The organism is Streptomyces sp. NPDC101490 (genome assembly GCF_044767145.1).
Taxonomy (GTDB): Bacteria; Actinomycetota; Actinomycetes; order Streptomycetales; family Streptomycetaceae; genus Streptomyces.
Map to the genome: position 1 here is coordinate 64,694 of NZ_JBIWNI010000001.1, position 22,394 is coordinate 87,087.

Genomic DNA, 22,394 nt, shown 5'->3' on the forward strand with positions numbered 1-22,394 from the left:
ACAGCCGCGGGCCAGGGTGTGCGCCGAGGTGCGAGCTGGAATGTGACCGGTAACATAGTAATGTGAAATTGCACTGACAAGGCATCGGGAAGGACGTTACGGATCCGTGTCCGGGGGCCGTTCCCCGGCCGCCCCGTCATCGGAGATGCTCCGTTCCGGGGTCTTGGCAGGTCTAGTGCAATGTGAAATATTACTGCCGTGCCCACGAGAGAAACCTCGGACGTCATCGTCATCGGCGCCGGCATGGTCGGCGCAGCCTGCGCCCACTACGCGGCCCGCTCCGGCCTCACCGTCACCGTCGTCGACCGCGGTCCCGTCGCGGGCGGCACGACCGGTGCGGGCGAGGGCAACCTCCTGGTCTCCGACAAGGAGCCCGGCCCCGAACTCGACCTGGCCCTCCTGTCCACGGCGCTGTGGACCGAACTCGCCGACCGGCTCCCGCCGTCCGTCGAGTACGAGGCCAAGGGCGGGCTCGTGGTCGCCTCCGGGGAGACCGGGATGGACGCCCTCCGCGTCTTCGCGGCCCGGCAGCGGAAGGCCGGTGTCGTCGCCCACGAGGTGCCGGGGGACCGGCTCCACGATCTGGAGCCCCATCTCGCACCGGGCCTCACCGGCGGCTTCCACTACCCGCAGGACGCCCAGGTGATGCCCGCCCACGCCGCCGCGCGGCTGCTCGGCGGCGCGGGCGGCCGGGTCCGGCTCGCGCTCGGTGAGGAGGTCACCGCGCTCCTCACCGGCGCGGACGGAGCGGTCCGCGGGGTACGGACCGCCACCCGCGAACTCCACGCTCCCCACGTCGTCAACGCCGCCGGGACCTGGGGCGGCGCCGTCGCCGCGCTCGCCGGCGTCCACCTCCCCGTCCTGCCCCGCCGGGGCTTCGTCCTCGTCACCGAACCCCTGCCCCGCGTCGTCCGCCACAAGGTGTACGCCGCCGACTACGTGGCCGACGTCGCCAGCGGCTCCGCCGCCCTCCAGACCTCCGCCGTCGTCGAGGGCACCCCCGCCGGGCCCGTCCTCATCGGCGCCAGCAGGGAACGCGTCGGCTTCGACCGGAGCCTGTCCACCGAGGTGCTCCGCCGCCTCGCCGCCGGGGCCACCGCCCTCTTCCCCGTCCTCGGCACCGTACGGGCCATCCGCGCCTACCCCGGCTTCCGGCCCTACCTGCCCGACCACCTGCCCGCCGTCGGACCCGACCCGCGCGTCCCCGGCCTCCTGCACGCCTGCGGACACGAGGGCGCGGGCATCGGTCTCGCCCCCGCCACCGGGCAGATCGTCGCCGCCTGCCTCACCGGCACCGCGCCTCCCCTCGACATCCACCCGTTCCGCCCCGACCGCTTCCCCGCCCCCGGGGTCTGACCGCTTCCCCGCCCCCGGGGTCTGCCTCGCGCACCCGCCTCCGTGGCCCGACCCGCGCAGCCGACCCGCGCACCCTTCCCGTAGCCCGACTCACGCACCCGTCCGCGCGGCCCGTCCCGCGCACCCCGTCGCCCCGAGAGGAGGGCCCGTGTCCCGTACCCCCGCCGACCTGGTCGGAGCCCGCCCCGAGCCGCCGTTCGAGATCACCTTCGACGGCCGCCCGGTCACCGTCCTGCCCGGCCAGACCGTCGCCGCGGCCCTGTGGGGCGCGGGCATCCTGGCCTGGCGCACCACCCGCGACGGAGGACGGCCGCGCGGCGCGTTCTGCGGCATCGGCCAGTGCTACGACTGCCTCGCCACCGTCAACGGCACCCCCAACCGCCGCGCCTGCCTGGTCCCGGCCCGCCCCGGCGACACCGTCACGACCCAGGAGGGCCACGGCCATGACCACCTCGGCGTCTGAGAACGGGGGAGCGGGCACGACGGCGGACGCCTCGGCCCCCGACACCACGGATCCTGTCGCTCCGGCCCCCGACACCACGACTTCTGTCGCTCCGGCCCGTGCCACGGCACCCGTTGTCGCGGCCTCCGCCGCCACGGCACCTGTTGTCGTGGCCCCCGCCACCGCGGCCTCCGTCACGCCGCCGCCCGGCACCTCCGCCCCCCTCCGGGACCTCGTCGTCGTCGGGGCCGGGGTCGCCGGGCTCGCCGGGGCCGTCGCCGCCGCCGAACTCGGCCTCTCCGTAGCACTCCTGGACTCCTCCACCCAGCCCGGCGGCCAGTTCTACCGGCATCCCGCGCCCGCCCTCGGCGCCGTCCGGCCCGAAGCGCTGCACCACGACTGGTCCGCCTTCACCGACCTGCGCCGCCGCCTCGCGGGCAGCGGGGCCGAGCACCTGACCGGCCATCACGTGTGGTCCGTCGTACGGGAGCCCGACGGCACCTGGACCGCGCACGCCCTCACCGGCGCCGACGGGGCCGACGAGGCGCCCGTACGGATCAGGGCCCGCGCCCTGCTCCTCGCCACCGGGGCCTACGAACGCCAACTGCCCTTCCCCGGCTGGACCCTGCCCGGCGTCGTCGGCGCCGGAGGCGCCCAGGCCATGCTCAAGTCCGGGCTCGTCCTGCCCGGCCGCCGCGTCGTCGTGGCGGGCAGCGGACCCCTGCTGCTCGCCGTCGCCTCCTCCCTCGCCGCCGCGGGCGCCCGCGTCCCCGCCGTGGTCGAGGCGGCCGGGTACCTGCGGTACGCCCGGACGCCCCGCGCCCTCGTCACCAACCCGCACAAGGCCGTCGAGGCCCTGACGCACGGCGCGGCCCTGGTCCGCCACCGGGTGCCGGTACGGGCCCGCAGCGCGGTGACCGAGGTGCACGGCACCGACCGGGTGGAGGCCGTCACGGTCTCCCGGCTGGACCGCGACTGGCGGCCACTGCCGGGGACGGGCCGCCGGATCGTGTGCGACGCCCTCGCGGTCGGGCACGGGCTCGTGCCCCAGATCGAGCTGGCCACCGCCGTCGGCTGCGCCACCCGCGCCCTGCCCGACGGGACCCTCGGCCTCGCCCTGGACGAGTCCCAGGAGAGTTCGGTGCCGGGGCTGTGGGCGGCGGGGGAGACCGGCGGCGTGGGCGGCGCGGAACTCGCCCGCACCGAGGGGGAACTGGCGGGCCGGACGATCGCCGCCCGTCTCCTGGGGCGCCGCACCGGGGGTCCCGCCGTGGGCGCGCTGCGCCGCCGCCGGGACCGGATGCGCGCCTTCGCCGACGTGATGTCCGCCGCGCACGCCCCGGGGCCCGGCTGGACCGGCTGGCTGACCGACACGACGGACGTCTGCCGCTGCGAGGAGGTCCCGGCGGGCCGCGTCCGCGAGGCGGTCGACGAACTGGGCGCGCGGGACGCCCGTACCGTGAAGCTCCTCACCCGGGCCGGGATGGGCTGGTGCCAGGGCCGGATGTGCGGGACGGCCGTGGCCTGTCTGGCGGCCCAGGGAGGAGCCCCCGAACCGCCCGCCGAACGCCGTCCGCTCGCCGTGCCCGTACCGCTGTCGGCGCTCGCGGCGCTGGACGCCCCTGCCGAGCCACCGCCCGTGACCAGGTAGGACCCTCGCGGGGCGGCAGCTCCCGGGGGTTCCGCCGAGGCCTCAAGGAGCACCGGTCCGCTGGGATCGTGGAGCCCACCCACCCGGGAGTCCGCCGGGATCGCGCGGAGGGCACACGTACCCGAGGCCCTCACGGAGCCGTCTCCCGAGACCCGGGGAGACCTCCCGGCGGCGGTCCTCGGCGAAGCCCCGGCGGAGCGCAGACGCCCCCGCGAGGCCGGACGCCCCCGCGAGGCCGGACGGCAACCGTCCGGCCCCAAGGGTCGGGCCTACCCGTCCGACCCCTCAACGACCAGCCGATACCCGTCGAGACCGGCGAGTACCGGCCACAACCCCCCGTCCCGGTGCGTAACCGGGCAGGGGCGTACGAGTCCCACCGGACCCCCGTCCGGCCCCGCGGGGAAACCTCGAAAGTCCATGGAAACCCCTTGCGGGCTTCCCTACCTCCCCTAGTAAAATGTCACACCTTACAGAAAGGTCGTCGAGATGAACGCCACCACCGCCTGGACCACCGAACACCCCTGGCGCGGAATCATGGTCGCCACCACCCTGCCCTTCAGGGAAGACCTCTCCGTCGACTACGACGCCTACGCGGAGCACGTCGCCTGGCTCATCGCCAACGGCTGCGACGGCGTCGTCCCCAACGGCTCCCTCGGCGAGTACCAGACCCTCACCCCCGACGAGCGCTCCCGGGTCGTCCGCACCGCCGTCGAGGCCGCGGGCGACGGCGCCCGCGTCATGCCCGGCGTCGCCGCCTACGGCAGCGCCGAGTCCCGCCGCTGGGCCGAGCAGGCCGCCGAGGCGGGCTGCGGCTCGGTCCTCCTGCTGCCGCCCAACGCCTACCGCGCCGACGAGCGCGCCGTCGTCGCCCACTACGCCGACGTGGCCCGGACCGGCATCCCGGTCGTCGCCTACAACAACCCCATCGACACCAAGGTGGACCTCGTCCCCGCCCTCCTCGCCAGGATCCACGGCGAGGGCTCGATCGTGGCCGTCAAGGAGTTCAGCGGCGACGTCCGCCGGGCGTACGAGATCGCCGAACTCGCCCCGGAGCTCGACCTCCTGATCGGCGCCGACGACGTCCTCCTGGAACTGGCCCTGGCCGGTGCCGTCGGCTGGATCGCCGGCTACCCCAACGCCTTCCCCGCCAGCTGCGCCGAGCTGTACCACGCCGCCGTCACGGGCGACCTCGCCACCGCCCGCTCGCTCTACTCCTCGCTGCACTCCCTGCTGCGCTGGGACTCCAAGGTCGAGTTCGTCCAGTCCATCAAGCTCTCCATGGACATCGCCGGACGCAAGGGCGGCGGCTCCCGGCCCCCGAGGCTCCCGCTCGTCGGCGCCACCGAGGCCGCCGTGCGCACCGCCAGCGAGAAGGCCGTAGCCGACGGCCACCGCTGACGACCCCGGCCGCCGGGCCGGTCGCCGGGGACACCCCCGGCCACCGGCCGCCCGGCCGTCCCGCCCGCCCACCGAAAGGAACTCCGTGCGTACGCGTCACGTCTTCCACGCCGTCGACTCCCACACCGAGGGCATGCCCACCCGGGTCATCACCGGCGGCGTCGGTGTCGTACCCGGCGCCACCATGGCCGAGCGCAGGCTCCACTTCATCGAGCACCTGGACCACCTCAGGACGCTCCTGATGTTCGAGCCGCGCGGCCACGCGGCGATGAGCGGCGCGATCCTCCAGCCGCCCACCCGCCCCGACGCCGACTACGGGGTCCTCTACATCGAGGTGTCGGGCCTGCTGCCGATGTGCGGCCACGGCACCATCGGGGTCGCCACCGTCCTCGTCGAGACCGGCATGGTCCCGGTGACCGAACCCGTCACCACCGTGCGGCTCGACACCCCGGCCGGTCTCGTCTCCGTCGACGTCCTGGTGGAGGACGGCGCCGCGAAGTCCGCCACCTTCACCAACGTGCCCGCCTTCAGCGTCGCCCTGGACCGCGCCGTGGACGTCCCCGGCCTCGGGAAGGTCGGCTACGACCTCGCCTTCGGCGGCAACTTCTACGCCTTCGTCTCCCTCGACGAGCTCGGACTGCCCTTCGACCGCGACCGCAAGGACGACCTCCTCGCCGCCGGACTCGCCGTGATGGACGCGATCAACGCCTCCCCCGACCGGCCCGTGCACCCGACCCGGCCCGAGATCGCCGGACTCAAGCACGTCTACCTCACCGCCCCCGGCTCCGACGCCACCCACTCGCGGCACGCCATGGCCATCCACCCCGGCTGGTTCGACCGCTCCCCGTGCGGCACCGGCACCAGCGCCCGCATGGCCCAGCTGCACGCCAGGGGCGAACTCCCGCTCGACCGCGACTTCGTCAACGAATCCTTCATCGGCACCCGGTTCACCGGCCGCCTCGTCGCGGACACGGAGGTCGGCGGCCTGCCCGCCGTCGTCCCGACCGTCACCGGCCGCGCCTGGATCACCGGCACCGCCCAGTACTTCCTCGACCCGGACGACCCCTTCCCCGGAGGCTTCCTCCTGTGACCACCGACGCATCCACCCTCGTCTCCCGCAACCCGGCCGACCCCGACGACATCGTCGTGAGCCTGCGGGCCCCCGGCGCCTTCGCCGCCGCCGACGCCGTCGAACGGGCCCGCACCGCCCAGCCCGGCTGGCTGCGCGGCGGGGCCGCCGCCCGCGCCGCCGCCCTCGGTGCGGTCGCCACGGCGCTGGAGGCCGAGGCCGGGGAACTCGCCGCGCTCGCCGTCCGCGAGGTCGGCAAGCCCCTCACCGAGGCCAGGGCCGAGATCGCCCGCGCCGCCGCCATCTGGCGCTACTACGCCCAGGCCCCCTACCAGCCGACCGGCGCCGTCCACGAGACGGCGGCGGGCGCCGGGCTGCTCCTCAGCCGGCGCCGCCCGTACGGCGTCGCCGGACTCGTCACCCCCTGGAACTTCCCCTTCGCCATCCCGAGCTGGAAGGCCGCCCCGGCGCTCGCGGTCGGCAACGCGGTCGTCCTCAAGCCCGCCCCCGAGGCCACCGCCTGCGCACAGCGGCTCGCCGAGATCATCGGACGGGCCCTGCCCGAGCGGGTGTTCACCCTGCTGCCCGGCGGCGCCACCGAGGGCAACGCGCTCGTCTCCGCCGCCGACGTGGTCTCCTTCACCGGCTCCACCCCCGTCGGCCGGGCCGTGGCGCGCGCGGCGACGGCCCGGGGCATCCCCGCCCAGGCCGAGATGGGCGGACTGAACGCGGCGATCGTCCTGCCCGACGCCGACATCGGCAGGGCCGCCGCCCACATCGCCGCCGCCGTCGCCGGGTTCGCGGGCCAGAAGTGCACCGCCACCAGCCGGGTCGTCGCGGTCGGCGCCGCCCTCGAACCGCTCCGCGAAGCCCTCGCGGAGGCCTTCCGGGCGATCCGGGTCGGCGACCCCGCCGATCCGGCCACCGTCTGCGGTCCGCTCGTCCACGAGAGCGCCCGTCACCGGGTCGCCGACGCCTGGCAGGGCCTCTCCGCCCTCGCCGGCGCCACCGTCCCCGACGCCCCCGGCTGGTACGCGGCCCCGACCCTGGTCGAGAAGGTCCCGCCGGGCCACCGGCTGCTCAACGAGGAGGTGTTCGGGCCCGTCGCGGCCCTGCTGCCCGCCGACGACCTCGCCCACGCGGTACGGATCACCAACGCGGTGCCGTACGGCCTCGTCACCTCGGTCCACACCGGGAGCCTCGACGCGGCCCTGTACGGTCTTGACCTGCTCGACACCGGCATGATCCGGGTCAACGCCCCTTCCACCGGCGTCGACTTCCACCTGCCGTTCGGCGGCTCCAAGCAGTCCGGACACGGCCCCAAGGAGCAGGGCGGGGCGGCCCTGGAGTTCTACACCTCGTCCCGGACCTACACCCTGGCACCCGAGGGCGCCGCGACATGACATCGTACGGTGGTGAAGGAGACCGAACCGAAGGGACCACCACCGTCATGGGGCACCTGACCCACCGCGACCTGAACGCCTCCCGAGAGCGGCTGCGCGACCAGGTCGCCCATGCCCTGCGCGCCGCCCTGATCTCCGGCGAGCTGCGTCCGGGCGTGGTGTACTCGGCGCCCACCCTGGCCGAGGACTTCGGGATCTCCGCCACCCCCGTCCGCGAGGCGATGCTCGACCTGGCCCGTGAGGGCCTGGTCGAGCCCGTCCGCAACAAGGGCTTCCGGGTCACCGAGGTCGACGAGCGGGACCTCGACCAGTTCACCGAGATCCGCGCGCTCATCGAGATCCCGACGGTCGTCCTCGTCACCCGCACCGCGGCCCGCGAGGACCTGGAGGCCCTGCGGCCCGTCGCGGAGGAGATCGTGCGCGCCGCCCGCGACCACGACCTCATCGGCTATCTGGAGGCCGACCGGCTCTTCCACCTCACCCTGCTCGGCCTCGCGGGCAACGAACGCCTCGTCGAGACCGTCGGCGACCTCCGCAAGCGCTCCCGCCTGTACGGGCTCACCGCCCTCGACGAGCGCGGCGACCTCATCCCCTCGGCCGAGGAACACCTGGAACTCCTCGACCTGATGCTCGCCGGGGACGCCGAAGGCGCCGAAGCCTGCATCACCCGCCACCTGGGCCACGTCCGCTCCCTGTGGGCCGTGGGGGACGAGACGCCGGGCAGGTGAGCCGGGCCTTCGGGCCTGCTTCACCCGATCAGTGGGCACGCTGATCGGGTGACGGGGCGTGTGCGGTCGGGGCGTGCAACGGACAGGGCTCCCGTGCCGTTGAGAGGTGTTCGACGTCTCGACTCAGCAGTACAGGAGCCCTGTGGGTCCCGTGTCCTGCCGCACTCGACCTACCCCACGCCCTGATCGAGTGGGTCACACTGCTCGTCGTCACCTGTGAGGGTGACAGGCGGTGCAGACTCCCTCCGCACCGCCGTGCGCTGGCCGCACTCGTGTACCTGTGCCGCCACGACACCCCCGCCCGTCTCGCGGCGGCCTTCAGGACATCCGTCGGCACCGCCCACGCCTGCGTTACCTCCGTCACCAGCCTGCTCGCAGCAGCCTCCGGGCCCACTGAAGACGCTGCGCGAGCACGATCCGGACTTCGTCCTCCTGGACGGCACACTCGCAGAGTGCGACCGAGTTGGCGACGGCCGGGCCGACTACTCGGCAAAACACCAGCGGCACGGTGTGAACGTGCAGGTCGTCACCGACCCAGCCGACGAGATCCTGTGGCTGTCGCCGGCAATGACGGGCCGGACCCACGACCTGACGGCAGCCCGCATCCACAAGATCCTCCGGATCTGCGAACGCCAGGGCGTCCCGATCCTCGCCGACACGGCCCACATCGGTGCGGGCGGCTGGGTCACCACCGCTCAGCGCCGCTCGACAGGAGATGAACTCACTCTCACCGAGCGGACCAGGAACCGGGTCCTGTCCGGGGCCGGCCCGTGCACACGTCGAACGAGGCATGGAACGGCTCAAGTCCTGGCAAATCTCCCGCAGATCCCGCATCAGCCCCAGCCGCATGGGCGTCATCACCGAAGCCGTCCTCACCCTGGAGAGACATCGCTGAAAATGCTCGCTGTTCCACATCTGGGTCAGCGCAGCGGTCGCAGGCAAAGAGACTCCGACGGAGGCGAAGAAGCCGCCCACGGGCTGTGAGCGGCTCTTCAGAATTCTCTGCTGGTCAGGTAGTGGGCGAAGCTCCTACGCGCAGAAATTCACTGTAGATTCGATGCAGCAGGGCCGCGTATCGATAATGGGAGTCGGCGACTTCTCGCTCTTCGGCCGTCATGCCTTCGCTGAAACATCTCAAGCGAGACATGACCCCTTCGAGTAACCCCATGACGTCCGCGTGGCTCGGCCTGAATATCCCCTCGTCCACAAGCAGGATCACCTGGGTCACATGTCCGTCAGCGAGAGCCAGATCGCCATGGATGAGCGCGAGGTTCTCTCCCGCGTGCAAGAGATTCCCGCCGCGGCGCAGGCTGGGGAACGGCAGGCGTCGCCAGAGAGCGTAGTCCTCCATGAAATCCGACAACGGATCATCCTCTCACCGGTCCGCGCCGTATTAGAATGTCACAGCTCTTCCATCGGGACCCATGACCCCGCCCTCCCCTAGGTAGGGGTCCGAGTATTTTATCCGCGCGCACTTTCCGCCCGCGGTTCCGCTCCAAGGGTTGTCACGTCCAGCGAAAAAGCCTCCGATACGCATGGCTGCGCATCGACCGCATCACCACCTTCAGCGAGGATCTGCTGCTCCTTGTGGTCGTGATCGACGAGGTCGCCAACTATACCCGCCACTCCGACCGTAAAACTCGCGAACGCTTCGAGGGCCAACTGCTGGTCATCGTCGGGCAGGGCGCCAAGTTTGGCGTCCGGCTCTGGCTGATCACGCAAAAACCGTCGGCCGACATGCTGTCCACTGCGATGCGCATGAACCTCTCGGCGCGTATCTGCCACTGGGTCGACACCGTGGAGGACTTCCTCCACCTGTTCCCGGACGGCCGGGAGCTGGAGGTCAGTGCGGCGGACCGACACTCGGCAGCGACTCTGCTTTTGGAGCAGGGAGTCGAACTCGTCGTCATCAAGGAGCTCCTCGGCCACGCCCACATCGGCGCAACTGCCACGATGTACGCCCACGTCCGATTCCGCCTCCAGTGCCAAGCCATCGACGCTCTCAGCAACGCCCTCCGATCCCTTGGAGACGGCACCGCCGAACTCGACGACGGCAACGATCCGCCGCTTCGTGCAATACCCATCCGCTGGCGTTGCCGTCAACTGTTGCCGTCAAGACGCCACGAAGCCCCGCCAGAATTCGTTCTGGAGGGGCCTCTTGGTTAGCTACTTACGGAAGGGAAGGAAAGACTTCTTCCCACGCTTTCAACCGCCCGTCGACCTCTCCTTTGGACGCCAGTCTCGCGAGACTGAGAGCAGGCGAAACGAGATTTTTGACAGCCCGCAGAATTCGAATCTGCGCAATGTCGAGAGAGCGCCAATCGACCGACAGGTTGCGAGCCTCATCGGCCGACATCGGAAGCTCTTGAAATAGAAGATCGATCAGATGGCCCGGATTCAGAATGTCAACTTCGACATTCGGCGGAACCTGCTGAAGGAGTGCTACAGAGAGATTGAGGCGGCGAATCACGCTCTCGCGCTGATCGATAGAGCCCGAGGTCACCGCAGCTTCGAGAGCGTAGGCCAGCGCCGACGAAGAGGCGGCCCAGGACTCCGCCTTAAGGGAGCCACACTCGTCAGTGAGGCGCATCGTCATGAGTTCAACGACCCCGAGCCACTGTCCATGCCCCAGGTCAGAGATTGCCAGAGCGTGTGCAGCCAGGACCTCGGAGAGCGACCGCAGGTCGAGCGATGACAGATCATCAAGTCTGCTCATCAGAAGTGAACTCCCGCCGCAGCGAATGCATCCCTGCCGATTTGCAGACTCTCGCTAGATGGCAGGAAGTGACCGCTATGGTTGTTGATATCCAACCCGAAGAACCCGTCTCCCGATGAGCCAGCGATATCAGCCTCGCCGGCAGCACGGACCGGTGAACCTCGGCTGAGAACCGAGTGTGAAATCTCTTGGCCGTTGACGAACTTCGGAATGATCACGAGACTCCCGTCCTCCTTAACTGCCCACTTGATGGCCCCGGAACTCACTGCGGAGTCAAATCCGGCAGACCCAGGGCCGGACGGCGTTACGCCCAACCTTTCCCCTAGGGCCAGCTCCCTATCGAGAGTTCCTGGCATCGTATTGGGGAAAAGGTCGCACCCACTATTGTGTACCAGCACCGGGGTCTGGCCAGCGAGCACATAGTACGTGTGGATTCTGTCGACCGTCAGGTCGAATGTCCGCTGCTGCTTCGTGTAGTGGCGGACCGCGGTGACTTCGGCGGTGGTGCCGTCGGGGGTGCGGAGGGTGATGCCTGCCGTGGCCGTGCCCGCGTCGATCCACTTCTTCAGGTTCGTGGACCAGAAGGGGTGGGTGTCCGTCGCGGCGAGCTTCGTGCTTCCCGTCGCGGTCTTCACCGTGAGTTCGGTGAAGTCTTTGTCCTCTTCGGTGCGGATGACCTTGAGGACCTTCTGGCCGCGTGTCTCTCCGGTGTCCGGGTCGGTGGCCAGGACTGTGTCGCCTTCGGTGATGTCCTCGATGTTCTTGGACGATCCGTCGGCGAGCAGGACCTTGGTGCCGGGGAGGAAGCTGTGCTTCCCGACCGGGCATGTCTTGCCCGCGACCTCGGCCGCGTCCTCTATTTTTTCGCCGCCCTTGAGTCCCTTGAGGAGCTTGAGGCCCTTGAGTGGCTTGAGGAGGGGAACGTCGGTCGCTGCCCATGCGCATTGCGAGGCGGCTCCGTCGCCGAAGCAGTCGGACCACGCTTCAACGTCGGGAAGGACGACGGCACCGATGACCGGGCCGATGTACCGGCTGTAGAAGGTGACGGGCGGGGGCGGGTTGTCGACGAACTTCATCTGTGTCGACTTGCCGCGGCCCTTGGACGTGGCGCGGTCGGACCAGATGGTCTGCGACGCCTTGAACGTGCCGATGTTCTGTCGGTAGCGGTAGCTCCAGCCGCCACTGCGGTCGAGGAACCAAGTGCTGCCTTCGGAACCGTTGTAGTGGCCCGACCCGGTTGTCTCTCGCTTGTCGTTGTAGTCGGCTCCGCCGACGGGGCCGTCCGGGCGGAGGCCCGTCGGGTCGCTGAAGGAGACGGGGTTGTTGTTGCCGTAGCTGTAGCCCTGGGACTGCTGGGGGTCGTTCAGGTCGAGGATGGGGTCGACGCTGATGAATCGGCCGATGGCGGGGTCGTACTCCCGGGCGCCCAGGTGGGTGAGGGTGGTGTCGGGGTCCTTGGTGCCGCCGACGAAGCCCTTGTCGCCGATCCAGTCCGGGGACTGGGTGCCACGCGGTCCGCCGAAGATGGTGGTCCTGCGGTGGGTGACGGTCTGGGTGGCGTTGGCCGCCACCTGGGTGGTGCCGGTGCCGTGGTGGTCGTTGAGGAGGAAGGTGAGCTTGCCCCTCTTGTACATGGCCACCCCGCCGTAGTAGCGGGTGCCGGTGACCGTGCCGTTCTTGTCCCGGTGGAGTTCGTTGCCCCCGGGAAGGTAGAGGGTGGTGCCGGTGGAGTCCTTGCGCAGGAGGCGCTGTCCGGTGGTGTCGTACAGGTAGCTGGTGGTGTCGGTGACCTTGGTGGTGGACTTGAGGTGTCCCTCGTCGTCCCAGACCAGTGACTCCAGGTCGGTGGTGCCGATCTTGCGGGTCTCGGTGTTGCCTGCCGCGTCGTAGGTGTAGGTGTCGGTGCGCGGTTCGGGGCCGGTCTGGGTCACCGAGGGCAGGTTGTGCTTGCCGGCCTGGGGGTCGGTGTAGTTGCGGGTGATGTCCGCGGCCGGTCCCGAGGGGGTTTTGTGCTGGATCTCGGTGTCACGGTTGCCGACCGGGTCGTAGGTGTAGCTGGTCCAGTAGGCGTCCGGTCCGCCGACCACGCTCGCGGACGGGGCGGTGGCGCAGGTGGTGGCGGTGTTGGTCCAGGCTTCGGTGATCCTGCGCAGGGAGTCCAGGGTGAAGCACTGGGTGTCGGTGGTTCGTGCCGTGTCCTGGCCGTTTCCGGTGGTGACGCGGGTGATGTTGCCTGCGGGGTCGTAGGTGTAGGAGTTGTCCTCGACGCGCTGGGGTGCGGTGTCGCGGTCGGTGAACGCGTTGGTGACCTGGCCGGTGTGTTCGTCGTACTGCGTGGTGGTCCACAGGTGCCGGCCGAACTCGCCGTACTCCGTGCGGATCGGGCGGCCGTAGTGGTCGTAGGTCATGTCGGAGACGAGTGTGGCGCTGCTGGTCTCGGTCATGGTGCCGACGGTGTCCAGGAGGCCGGTGACCGCGGTGTAGCCGTTGCTGACCAGCTCATAGGGCAGGTCGGCCAGCTTCGGGTGTTCGACGTCCAGGACCTGGCCGGTGTTGTCGTTGTACGAGGTGTACCACTCGTAGGTGCCTTTCAGGCCGTCCTCGGAGTCCGGGACGGTGAACCTGGTGACCGTGGGCTGGTAGGCGTTGTTGTAGCCGGCGGTCTCGGTGACCCAGGACTTGCCCGCGTCGTCGTTGCGGGTGGCTTTCCAGGGCTGGCCCTTGGCGCCGGTCGGGTCGTAGCTCCAGGTGGCGAGGGTCTTGGTGCCCTTGCTCAGAGAGGTGCGGCGTCCGAGGGCGTCGTACTCGGTGTGGAGCGTGATCAGGCGCGCGTCGGTGACGTCCGTGGGGCGGTCGCCCTTGTCGTACGCCGTGACGGTCTTGCCCTTGTCGGGGTCGACGGCGGTGGTCTGGCGGCCGCGGATGTCGTACTGGTACGTCCACTTGGCGCCGGCCGGGTCCACGACCTTCGCCAGTCGGCCCTTGGTGTCGTAGGTGAAGTTGGTGCTCTGGGAGGTGGTGCGGGCCGCGTTCGTGTACTGCTTGAGTTCGACGGTGCGGTTGAGGGCGTCGACCACGGTCGTGGTGGCGATGCCGCCGGCCGGCGGGACGACGGTGGTCGCGTCACCTTCGTAGGTGGTGGTGGTCCGCTTCTCCTCGTCGGTGTAGCGCTTGGCGATCACCGCCGTGGGCCGTCCGAGGCCGTCGAACTCGGTCTGGGTGGAGGACGGGTACTGGGTCTCCTTGCCGGTCGCCGGGACCGGTTCGGCGGCGCCGGTGGCGAAGTATGTGCCGGAGTTGGTGACCGCCTCGCCGCGGGTGTTGTAGAAGACCTCGGTGATCAGGCGGCCGGCCCGGTCGGGGGACTCCTCCTGGCTCTGCAGCGCGCGCAGCAGGCCGTCCTGGAAGGTGTAGCTGGTGCGGTACTGGTTGTCGTGGCTGAGGGTCTTCACCGTGGTGATGACCGGCCCGTTGTTGCGGAGGAGGTACTCGTACTGGAAGTTGGGCGAGGTGGGGTAGGCGGCCTGGGGCCGGGACGGCAGCCATGCCTTGGTGACCCGGCCCAGCGGGTCGTAGACGGTCGTGGTGACCTTCCCGTTGGCGTCGGTGACCTTGGTGGGCAGGCCGCGCCGCGGCGAGAGGACGGTGGTGACCGTGTGGCTGAGCGGGTTGGTGAGGACGCTCCCGGTCGGGACCTCTCCGGTGGGCGGGGTGAAGCTGCTGCGGCTCACCTTGCCGTAGGTGTCGGCCGAGGCGAGCTGGCGGCCGTAGATGTCGTAGCAGAGCTGGGTGCCCCCGGTGCCGCAGGTGCTGGGTGTGGAGGAGGTCACCTCGTAGCCGTTGCCGTCGCCGTTGATCCGCTCGGACTTGGTGACGAGGCCCTTGGTGGGGGCCGTGTGCAGGGCCAGGCCGTCGTAGTAGGTGCGGACGTCGTCGATCACGTCCGCGGGACGCGAAACGGTCTCGTCGCAGGCCACGGCGACGGTCTCGCTCCGGGACACCTTGTCCAGGATCGTGGAGGTGCCGGTGCGGGCGTAGGTCGTGGTGGTGCACTTCTCGTCGCCGGGCTTGCTGATGTCACCCAGTTCGGAGAGCGTGCTCACCAGACCGTAGGAGTCGAAGCCCTTGACCGTCCGCGTGGTGCGTTCACCACCGGTGACCTTGACCCGGGTCTCCTCGGTCTGGGTGCCGGTCATGTACGCCTCGAGGGCGGTGAGTCCGGGGCGCGTGCGCGTGGCGGTGACGGCCGAGCGCCAGGGCGTGTACGAGGACGCGCTGACGAGGGGGCCGCCGTCGCCGTCGTACGCGGTGGTCTCGCGCAGCATGCCCGCGAACTGCTCGCGGTCGGTGACACCGACGCCGTCGGAGTTCTTGACCGGGACCCCGTCGATGCCGCGGAAGTACCGCGCCTCGGACAGGGTCTTCTTGTCGAAGCCCGCGCCGGTGCGGGTCTGGACGAGGTGGTAGCCGCGGGGAAGGGCGTAGGTGCGGTTGTCCGCCTTGGTGAACTCGTCCTCGCTCTTGGCCCACTCGGCGCCGCCGACGTAGGTGTACTCGGTGACGGTGTCGGGGGTGGCGGAGACGTTGTCGCTCTCCGTGACCCGCTTCACGGGGTAGGTGTTGAACCAGTCGTGCTCGGGCGTCGGGCCGTTGATGATCGTCTTCACCGTGTAGCAGCGGGTGCCGTTGGTGTCGTCGGTCGGCGGCAGCGAGGCCGCGGTGCAGTCCGGGGTGTGGTAGTCGACGCCGATGGCGCCGCCGGACTCCGTGACGATCTGCGACATCCGCATGCGGATGAACGGGGCCAGGTCGTTCCTCAGCTTGTCGACGCGGTTGGGCATCTGCACCGGGACGAAGGTGATCGCCGGGACGTCGGCGACTGCGGTGCCCTCCTTGGCGGTGCGCTTGATCGACTGCAGCCACATGGGGGTGGAGATGCCGTCGCCCGAGGGCGGGAAGGTCTGTGTCAGCTGCCAGGAGTCGACGTCCGCGTAGGCGCCGGAGGTGAGGACCTGCGTCGAGATCCCGGTGAGCCGCATGCTCGACCAGAAGCTCGGCGAGTACAGCCCCTTGCACTCCGTCGCTGTGTCCTTGCAGTGCAGGTCGAGCGGGGTGTCCGGCCAGTTGACGGCGTTGGACACGTCGAAGGTGCAGTTCTTGTCGCAGCGCTCCTTGGAGGTGAAGGTCACCTTGCCCATGGCCTTGGCCGCGTACGGCGCGCTGTCACGGAGGCCGTACTCGATGCGCTCCAGGTAGCTGCCCCGGTCGTACGGCGTCTTCGTCGCGGCCCCGGTGGTGGCGTTGACGTTGCGGCCGTAGTTGTTGGTCTCCTTCTTCCAGAAGTAGGCCATCGCGTTGCCGCTCGGGTCCACGACGTAGTCGAGGTTCCAGCGCCATGCCTGCTGGCACCAAGAGGTGGCGAAGGAGGAAGTGGCGCAGGGCTCACCGGTGTGGTTCCCGAAGGCGGGTGCGCTCAGCGTGGAGTTGGTCACGGTGTTGCCCGTGGCCCACCCGGGGAGCTTGTGCCTGCCGAAGAAGTACTGGGTGCCGTCGAGCGTGGTCACCTTCCAGTACTCACCCTCGCCCGCGATGTCACCCGTGCCCTTGTCGCCGTTGTCGGCGCCGCTGAGCTTCTCGATCTTCTCGCCGCCGTCGGACGTCGGACGCCAGCCCTTGGACGCGTCGAAGACGAGCTCGGTGGTCTTACCGCCGAGCGAGAGGGTGGCGTTGTTGCTGTACCAGCACTGGTCGCCCACCTTGGTGGTGTTGGTGCCACCGGCCTTGTCGTCCTCGCAGGACTTGTACCGGCGCTCGATGTAGCCGGGCTCGTAGCCCCAGCCGTCACCGATCCAGCCCGCCTGGTTGTTGGAGGCGGAGGTGCGGCCGTCGACGGCCTGCGAGCTGTAGCCGAGCGTCACACCGGGCTTGAGACCGCCTGGGACGGTGGGGGTGCTCACCGGGTAGCTCCAGGAGAAGCCGCCCGTGGAACCGCCCGCGCTCCAGGAGCCCGACGGCTCCAGCGAAGTTGCCGCGAAGGAACCACTCGTGCCCGAGGCGCCGGCCGTCGCGGCCAGCACCGTAACCCCCGCCGCTGCCCGAGATGCTCCGGAGACAGCAGGGGGAACCGGTGCGACGGCGCTGAGGGTGCGGCCCTTCGTGTCGTTGACCGTCTTGAGCGGTCTCGCCGTCCGGCATCCAGGCTTCTCGGGAGTCGTCAGCACACAGGACGGCAGCTGGACCAGGCGTAGCCGCGCAGCCCAGTCACCACCGTAGGTGTCCTTGAAGGCTGAATAGTCGAGACTGACGCCCGTCTGACCCGCGATGGAGACCGCATCGGCCCTGCCGACCGTGAACAGCGGACCGTCCACCCCGGCCTTCTGCGCCGTGGCACGGGACTTCACCGAGATCTGAGCCCTGCCCAGAGCTGATGACTTTCTGTCGCCCTGCGACCGGGATGCCTTCGAGACAGCCTCGGGAACCGCGTACACCGACACGGGGAGCTGGTCCACCACCCCCGGGGTGCCGCCCAGCGCGTGTCGCGCGGAGACGCCGACGGTCCTCGTACCGGGCGCCGGCCAGGTGGCGTGGGCCGTGGCCTTGACCCGTCCGATGTCCGGACGTTTGGGTCCCCCTGCCTCGACCAGCTTGACCGGTACGGGTTTCGGCTGCTTCAGGCCCGGCAGCGAAGCGTTGACAGCCGGGTCCTGTTCCGCCAGTGCTAATGAGGTGGACGGTAGCAGTCCCACTGCCATCACCGTGGACAAAGCCACAGCCCACCCTATGGTTCGAAATTTACTCACTTACTCCCACCCCTTTGAGTACAGGTAAAGCCGGTGGAATGTATCAGGGGTGCAGGGTGGTGTCCTCCTCATTTCTCGTCGAATGTGTCCTGTTCTCGAGGTCTGGCCTAATCAGCATATTACTGCCGGGTAGTCGGCTTGCGGGCCCCTGGGGCAGGGTGGGCCAGGTTGGGTTGATCGACTTTTCCCGAGGATTCCTTGTTGTCCGCTTTCATTGCATAAAATTCCTGGAGATGAGGGTTGGATCGACCTGTAGAGTCGCCTCAATTCGAAATCGTCATGCCGTTCGGATAGCGGCGGTGCGCACGAATCTGGACGCGTATTTGGGGAGGATGTCTAGTGGTGTCCATGAAAAGAAGGTCGTCTTTCGGGTGTCCCAGGAGGGGCCGTCTGATACCGGGCGTGGTGGCTGGCGCCATGATCACCTCGATCATGGCGGCCGTGCCCGCAACCGCCCTCACGTCGCAGGTGCCGCCCGGGGTGGCCGTGAGCCCGGCGTCCATTACCGATCCCGTCGCTGGCGGGTCGTTGAGCGATGAGGACTACGCGCTGCGGCGGGCCGCCGAGACGGGCCAGCCGTACGAGGTCGTCTCCCGGCGGTCGGAGAGCTCCGACACATGGGCCCAGCCCGACGGGTCGTTCAAGCTCGCCGAGCACGGGACGCCGGTGCGGCTGTGGCGTGAGGGGGGCTGGATCGCTGCGGACCCGACCCTGGAGTTTGCCGCGGACGGGTCGGTGGTCACCCGGGCGACCAGTGTCGCGGTGAGGTTCTCCGGCGGCGGGACCGCGCCGCTGATCCAGGGGGCGATGAACGGCCGGTCGCTGTCGCTGACCTGGCCGAACGCACTGCCCAGGCCCACCCTGGACGGCAACGTCGCCACTTACGCCGAGGTGCTGGCGGGCGTGGACCTCCAGCTGAAGGCGGAGGTGGAGGGTTTCTCGCAGGTCTTCGTGGTCAAGACGCCGCAGGCGGCGCAGAATCCTGAGCTGGCCCGTCTGCAGTTCGGTGTCAGCACCGACGGGCTCACGGTGGCGAAGGACCCGGAGACGGGGAGCCTGTCGGCCGTGGATCCCGGCGGGCAGGTCGTCTTCTCCAGCTCGGCGCCGATGATGTGGGACTCCACGAGGGTGTCCGCACCGGCTGCGAAGTCCGCCGCACCGGTTGCGGGGACCGTGGGAGCCGTAGACGACGGCAGTGCGTTCGACCCGGGTCTGGGCGCGCAGGACGCGGTGATGCCGACGGAGCTGACGGCGGACTCGCTGACGATCACTCCGGACCAGGGCCTGCTGACTGGTGCGGACACCACTTACCCGGTGTACATCGACCCGAGCTGGGGCTACGGGGACCGGCAGAAGTGGAACTGGACCCGGGTCTACAAGGCGTACCCGGGGCAGTCGTTCTGGAACTCCAAGGACCCCGTGCGGGTGGGCTACGAGTCCCAGACCGGCGGGTCGAATCGAGTCTCGCGGTCGTTCTTCCAGCTGGATGTGTCGCATCTGAAGGGCACGGAGGTGGAGTCGGCAAGGCTCCGGGTGAAGAACACCTGGTCGTGGTCGTGCCAGTCCCGTCCGGTACACCTCTACCCGACTGGCGACATCAGCTCCCGGACCAGCTGGAACAACCAGCCGGGCAAGCTCACGGGATCACCGCTGTCCACGGTCAACGATTCCAAGGGCTGGATTCCTCCGTCGGGGGACTCGGCGTGCCCGGCGGGCAACTTAGGGTTCGACGTCACCAGCTGGGTCAAGAGCAAGGCCCTGACGGGCTCCGAGAGCGTCACCTTCGGTCTGTACGCCGATGAGACCGACACCTTCGGCTGGAAGAAGTTCGACCCGAAGACCGTCGTCCTGGAGACCAAATACAATACGCCTCCGAACCTCCCGAGCAAGCTCGGCACCAGCCCGCTCACCCCGTGCGCGAGCGGCGGGGCTCTCGGCAACGTGACCGTCGGCCTGTACGCCACGATCACCGACGAGGACAAGGGGAACCTGACGGCCGAGTTCGAGGTGTACGAGAACAAGGCCGGTACCGCCACCCGCGTGCTGGCCAAGTCCGTGCCCGCGCTCAACGGCCGGGTGGCGACCCTGTCCGTCCCGGCGGCCCAGACCCCCGGCGGAGACGGCGTCAGTTACACCTGGCGGGTCCGTGCCCTCGACTCCGACAGGGCCGATTCCGGCTGGAAGACCGCCCCGTGCGCCTTCAAGGTGGATCGGCAGCGCCCGAAGAAGCCGCCGGTGATCGTCTCGCCCGTCCTTGGCGACGGCAAGCCGCTTTTCCCTCCGGGTGATGCGGGGTGGCCGGACCGCACGGGCGACGCCCGCCAGAAGGTGACGTTCACGTTTCTGCCGATCGAGCGAGACATCAAAAAGATCTTCTGGTGGACCGATACGGACCCGGACGTCAACGAGGTGGCGCCTGCCAACGGTGTCTACTCCGGTCTGGTGATGGTTCCGTCCTACGGCCCGCACATGGTCTACGCGTACAGCGTCGACGCGGCCGGCAACCGGTCCGATACCGCGACCTACCTCTACTACGCGAACAGGGACCAGGATCGGGACGAACCCAATGACATCAACGGCGACTGGTTCAAGGACATATGGAGCCCTGACAGCAACGGGACCCTGATCGGCTACACGGGCCACGGCGACCGGGTTTTCTCCGCCATGAACGCCGCGTCCGGCGGAGCCGTCTTTCCCGGCCAGCAGGTCGCCATGGTCGGGGACTGGCAGCAGGACGGCTACAACGACCTCTTGGCCCTCGTTCCCAATCCCAACCTCAACGGCGAGAAGGACCTCCAGGTCTACAGGAACAACGGCTCCGGACTCGTCAACACTGACGAAGGCCCCAAGACCCTGCGCCCGTCCGGGGGGAGCGGCAAGTACTGGAACCAGGCCGACCAGATCATCGGTGGGGACTTCGACGCCGACACCAAGCCCGACGTCCTGGTCAAGCAAGCGGACAAACTGTGGTTCTACCGCGGTGCCCGGACCGAGGTGCTAGGTGCATTCCGCGGCGGCCTCGTTCCGATCGGGGACGCGGCCTCGCGGTGGAACAAGTACACGATCGTCTCCACCGGCGACATCAACGGCGACAGACTCCCCGACCTGCTCCTGCGCGACGACGCCACCGGGGACGTCTTCCGCTCCCACGCCACCGCCGATCCCGGCAACCCGGCGAAGGCGAACTTCGCCACCTGGGGACGTAACCCGGTGAAGATCACCACGGGTCTGAAGATGTCTCTCTATCCGCAGATCGGCACGTCCGGCGACCTCGACGGCGACGGCTCCGGCGACGGCGTTACCGACGGTGACAGGATCATCGACCTGTGGGCCCGCAAGGCCGACAACACCATGGTGGGCATGCGCGGCAAGGGGACACCCACCAGCCTCACCGGCTTCGACGCCCCCTACGTCATCGATGGCATCACCGGCGGCATTCGCCTCGCGCCCAAGACCGTGATCGCCTCCGGCCACTCCATCACTGCCCAGGCATCCACCCTGACCATGGGCACCGAAGGCACCCTCTCCATCGCCAACAAGGCCGGTACCAAGGTCTGGAGCCGCACGGGTCCCTCGGGTTCCTTCGCGCGTGTCGAGGACAGCGGCAACATTGCCATCTGCATCACGGACAACGCCTGCACCAAGGTCACCGGCGCGACCAACCCCGGAGAAGGTTTCGCCGTCCTCAAGGACTCCGGCGACCTCACCGTCTACAACGACAAGAGCCACTCTCTCTGGTCCAGCGGCACGGCTGTCCGCCACGACTACAACCGCGACGGTCGCAGCGACATCGCGAACTGGTACGACTACGGCGACGGACACGACGAGATCCACAGCTTCGCCGCCAACTCGGACGGCTCGTTCAGGGCCCCCCAGCACGCCTGGACCACCCCGGCCGGCAACTACTGGGCCGAGAACATGAAGCACACCACCGGCGACTTCAACGGTGACGGCATCGGTGACATCGCAGCCTTCTACGGCTTCCAGGACGGCAGGATGAACCTGCGCACCTGGCTCGGTAAGGGGGACGGGAACTTCAACGCGCCCTTCGTCTCCTGGGAGGTCCCCTCCGGTCACTCGAGCTTCGACGCGATCCACGTGCAGTCGGGTGACTTCAACGGCGACGGTCGCGACGATGTCGCCACCTGGTACTCCTACGGCGATGGCAGCGACAAGCTGTTCACCTTCACCGCCAACGTCAAGGGGGGCTTCAACTACCCCCTCTCCTCCTTCTACCGGGCCGACGGCTGGTACGTGCCGAACATGAAATTCGCGACGGGTGACTACAACGGGGACGGCCGTGACGACCTCGGCGTGTTCTACGGCTACTCCAACGGTGACAGCAAGCTGTTCACCTTCACCGCCAAGCCCGATGGTGCCTTCGGGGAGCCCGTCGACAACTGGTCCAGCACCAGCTGGGGCAGCCTTGCGGCCACCTCCGTACACTCGGGCGACTTCAACGGTGACGGCCGGGACGACATCGTCACCTGGTACGACTACGCTGACGGACGCGACGCCATGATCACCTTCACGACGGGTACGGACGGGAAGTTCACCCGGAGCGAGAAGGAGGCGTGGACCGAATCGGCAGGTGTCTTCTGGCGCGGCAGCCTGAAGATCGTCACCGGTGACTTCAACGGTGACGGCCGGGACGACGTCGGTGGCCTGTACGGCTACGCGAACGGCGGTGTGAGGATGCTCACCTGGACCGCCAAGGCCGACGGAACGATCAACAACCACCTCGGCGGCTGGGAAGTCGGTCCCGGGAGCTGGAACTTCGACACCGTCCGTCTGATCGAGAGATACAGCCCGGCATAACGGTGCCCCGGGC

Annotated in this window: 11 protein-coding genes and 2 pseudogenes; 10 read left to right on the forward strand and 3 right to left on the reverse strand. The window is 69.3% G+C overall.

From position 1 onward, the window contains the following. Positions 1 to 198: 198 nt before the first annotated feature. From ACIRQY_RS00300 to ACIRQY_RS00335, 8 genes and pseudogenes are all read left to right on the forward strand, one after another. Positions 199 to 1,356, forward strand: coding sequence for an NAD(P)/FAD-dependent oxidoreductase (locus tag ACIRQY_RS00300; protein ID WP_403921034.1), 1,158 nt, complete (start codon positions 199 to 201; stop codon positions 1,354 to 1,356). Positions 1,357 to 1,504: 148 nt separating this feature from the next. Next, positions 1,505 to 1,819 (forward strand): (2Fe-2S)-binding protein, encoded by a 315-nt coding sequence (locus ACIRQY_RS00305; protein ID WP_403921037.1) that lies wholly within the window; start codon positions 1,505 to 1,507, stop codon positions 1,817 to 1,819. 148 nt (positions 1,820 to 1,967) lie between these two features. Next, positions 1,968 to 3,449: an NAD(P)/FAD-dependent oxidoreductase gene (locus tag ACIRQY_RS00310; RefSeq protein ID WP_403921038.1), complete on the forward strand. Its 1,482-nt coding sequence runs from the start codon at positions 1,968 to 1,970 to the stop codon at positions 3,447 to 3,449. A gap of 486 nt (positions 3,450 to 3,935) precedes the next feature. Further along, a complete protein-coding gene (locus ACIRQY_RS00315) occupies positions 3,936 to 4,847 on the forward strand; it encodes a dihydrodipicolinate synthase family protein (protein ID WP_351780385.1) in 912 nt (303 codons plus the stop codon). 85 nt (positions 4,848 to 4,932) lie between these two features. Next, complete coding sequence (locus ACIRQY_RS00320; RefSeq protein WP_403921041.1) at positions 4,933 to 5,937, forward strand: proline racemase family protein; 1,005 nt, start codon at positions 4,933 to 4,935, stop codon at positions 5,935 to 5,937. Beyond that, the gene (locus tag ACIRQY_RS00325) at positions 5,934 to 7,319 is read left to right on the forward strand and encodes an aldehyde dehydrogenase family protein (RefSeq protein ID WP_403921044.1); all 1,386 of its coding nucleotides are present in this window, start codon (positions 5,934 to 5,936) and stop codon (positions 7,317 to 7,319) included. Before ACIRQY_RS00320 ends, ACIRQY_RS00325 begins: the two co-directional genes overlap by 4 nt. Positions 7,320 to 7,366: 47 nt before the next feature. Then, complete coding sequence (locus ACIRQY_RS00330) at positions 7,367 to 8,047, forward strand: GntR family transcriptional regulator (RefSeq protein WP_403921046.1); 681 nt, start codon at positions 7,367 to 7,369, stop codon at positions 8,045 to 8,047. Positions 8,048 to 8,187: 140 nt separating this feature from the next. Next, positions 8,188 to 8,942, forward strand: a pseudogene (locus ACIRQY_RS00335) (transposase family protein). Positions 8,943 to 9,056: 114 nt separating this feature from the next. Here ACIRQY_RS00335 and ACIRQY_RS00340 read toward each other — a convergent pair. Next, the gene (locus ACIRQY_RS00340) at positions 9,057 to 9,410 is read right to left on the reverse strand and encodes a hypothetical protein (RefSeq protein WP_403921049.1); all 354 of its coding nucleotides are present in this window, start codon (positions 9,408 to 9,410) and stop codon (positions 9,057 to 9,059) included. Positions 9,411 to 9,904: 494 nt separating this feature from the next. Between ACIRQY_RS00340 and ACIRQY_RS00345 the strand changes: the two are divergent. Continuing rightward, positions 9,905 to 10,093: pseudogene (locus tag ACIRQY_RS00345) on the forward strand (tyrosine-type recombinase/integrase); the annotation flags it as partial. A gap of 124 nt (positions 10,094 to 10,217) precedes the next feature. Here ACIRQY_RS00345 and ACIRQY_RS00350 read toward each other — a convergent pair. Further along, complete coding sequence (locus tag ACIRQY_RS00350; protein ID WP_403921051.1) at positions 10,218 to 10,763, reverse strand: hypothetical protein; 546 nt, start codon at positions 10,761 to 10,763, stop codon at positions 10,218 to 10,220. After that, positions 10,763 to 17,509, reverse strand: coding sequence for an RHS repeat-associated core domain-containing protein (locus tag ACIRQY_RS00355; RefSeq protein ID WP_403921053.1), 6,747 nt, complete (start codon positions 17,507 to 17,509; stop codon positions 10,763 to 10,765). The genes ACIRQY_RS00350 and ACIRQY_RS00355 overlap by 1 nt, the downstream gene beginning before the upstream one ends. A 582-nt stretch (positions 17,510 to 18,091) precedes the next feature. On the opposite strand from ACIRQY_RS00355, the gene ACIRQY_RS00360 reads away from it, so the two are divergent. Next, positions 18,092 to 22,381: an FG-GAP-like repeat-containing protein gene (locus ACIRQY_RS00360; protein WP_403921055.1), complete on the forward strand. Its 4,290-nt coding sequence runs from the start codon at positions 18,092 to 18,094 to the stop codon at positions 22,379 to 22,381. The last annotated feature ends 13 nt before the right edge of the window (positions 22,382 to 22,394 follow it).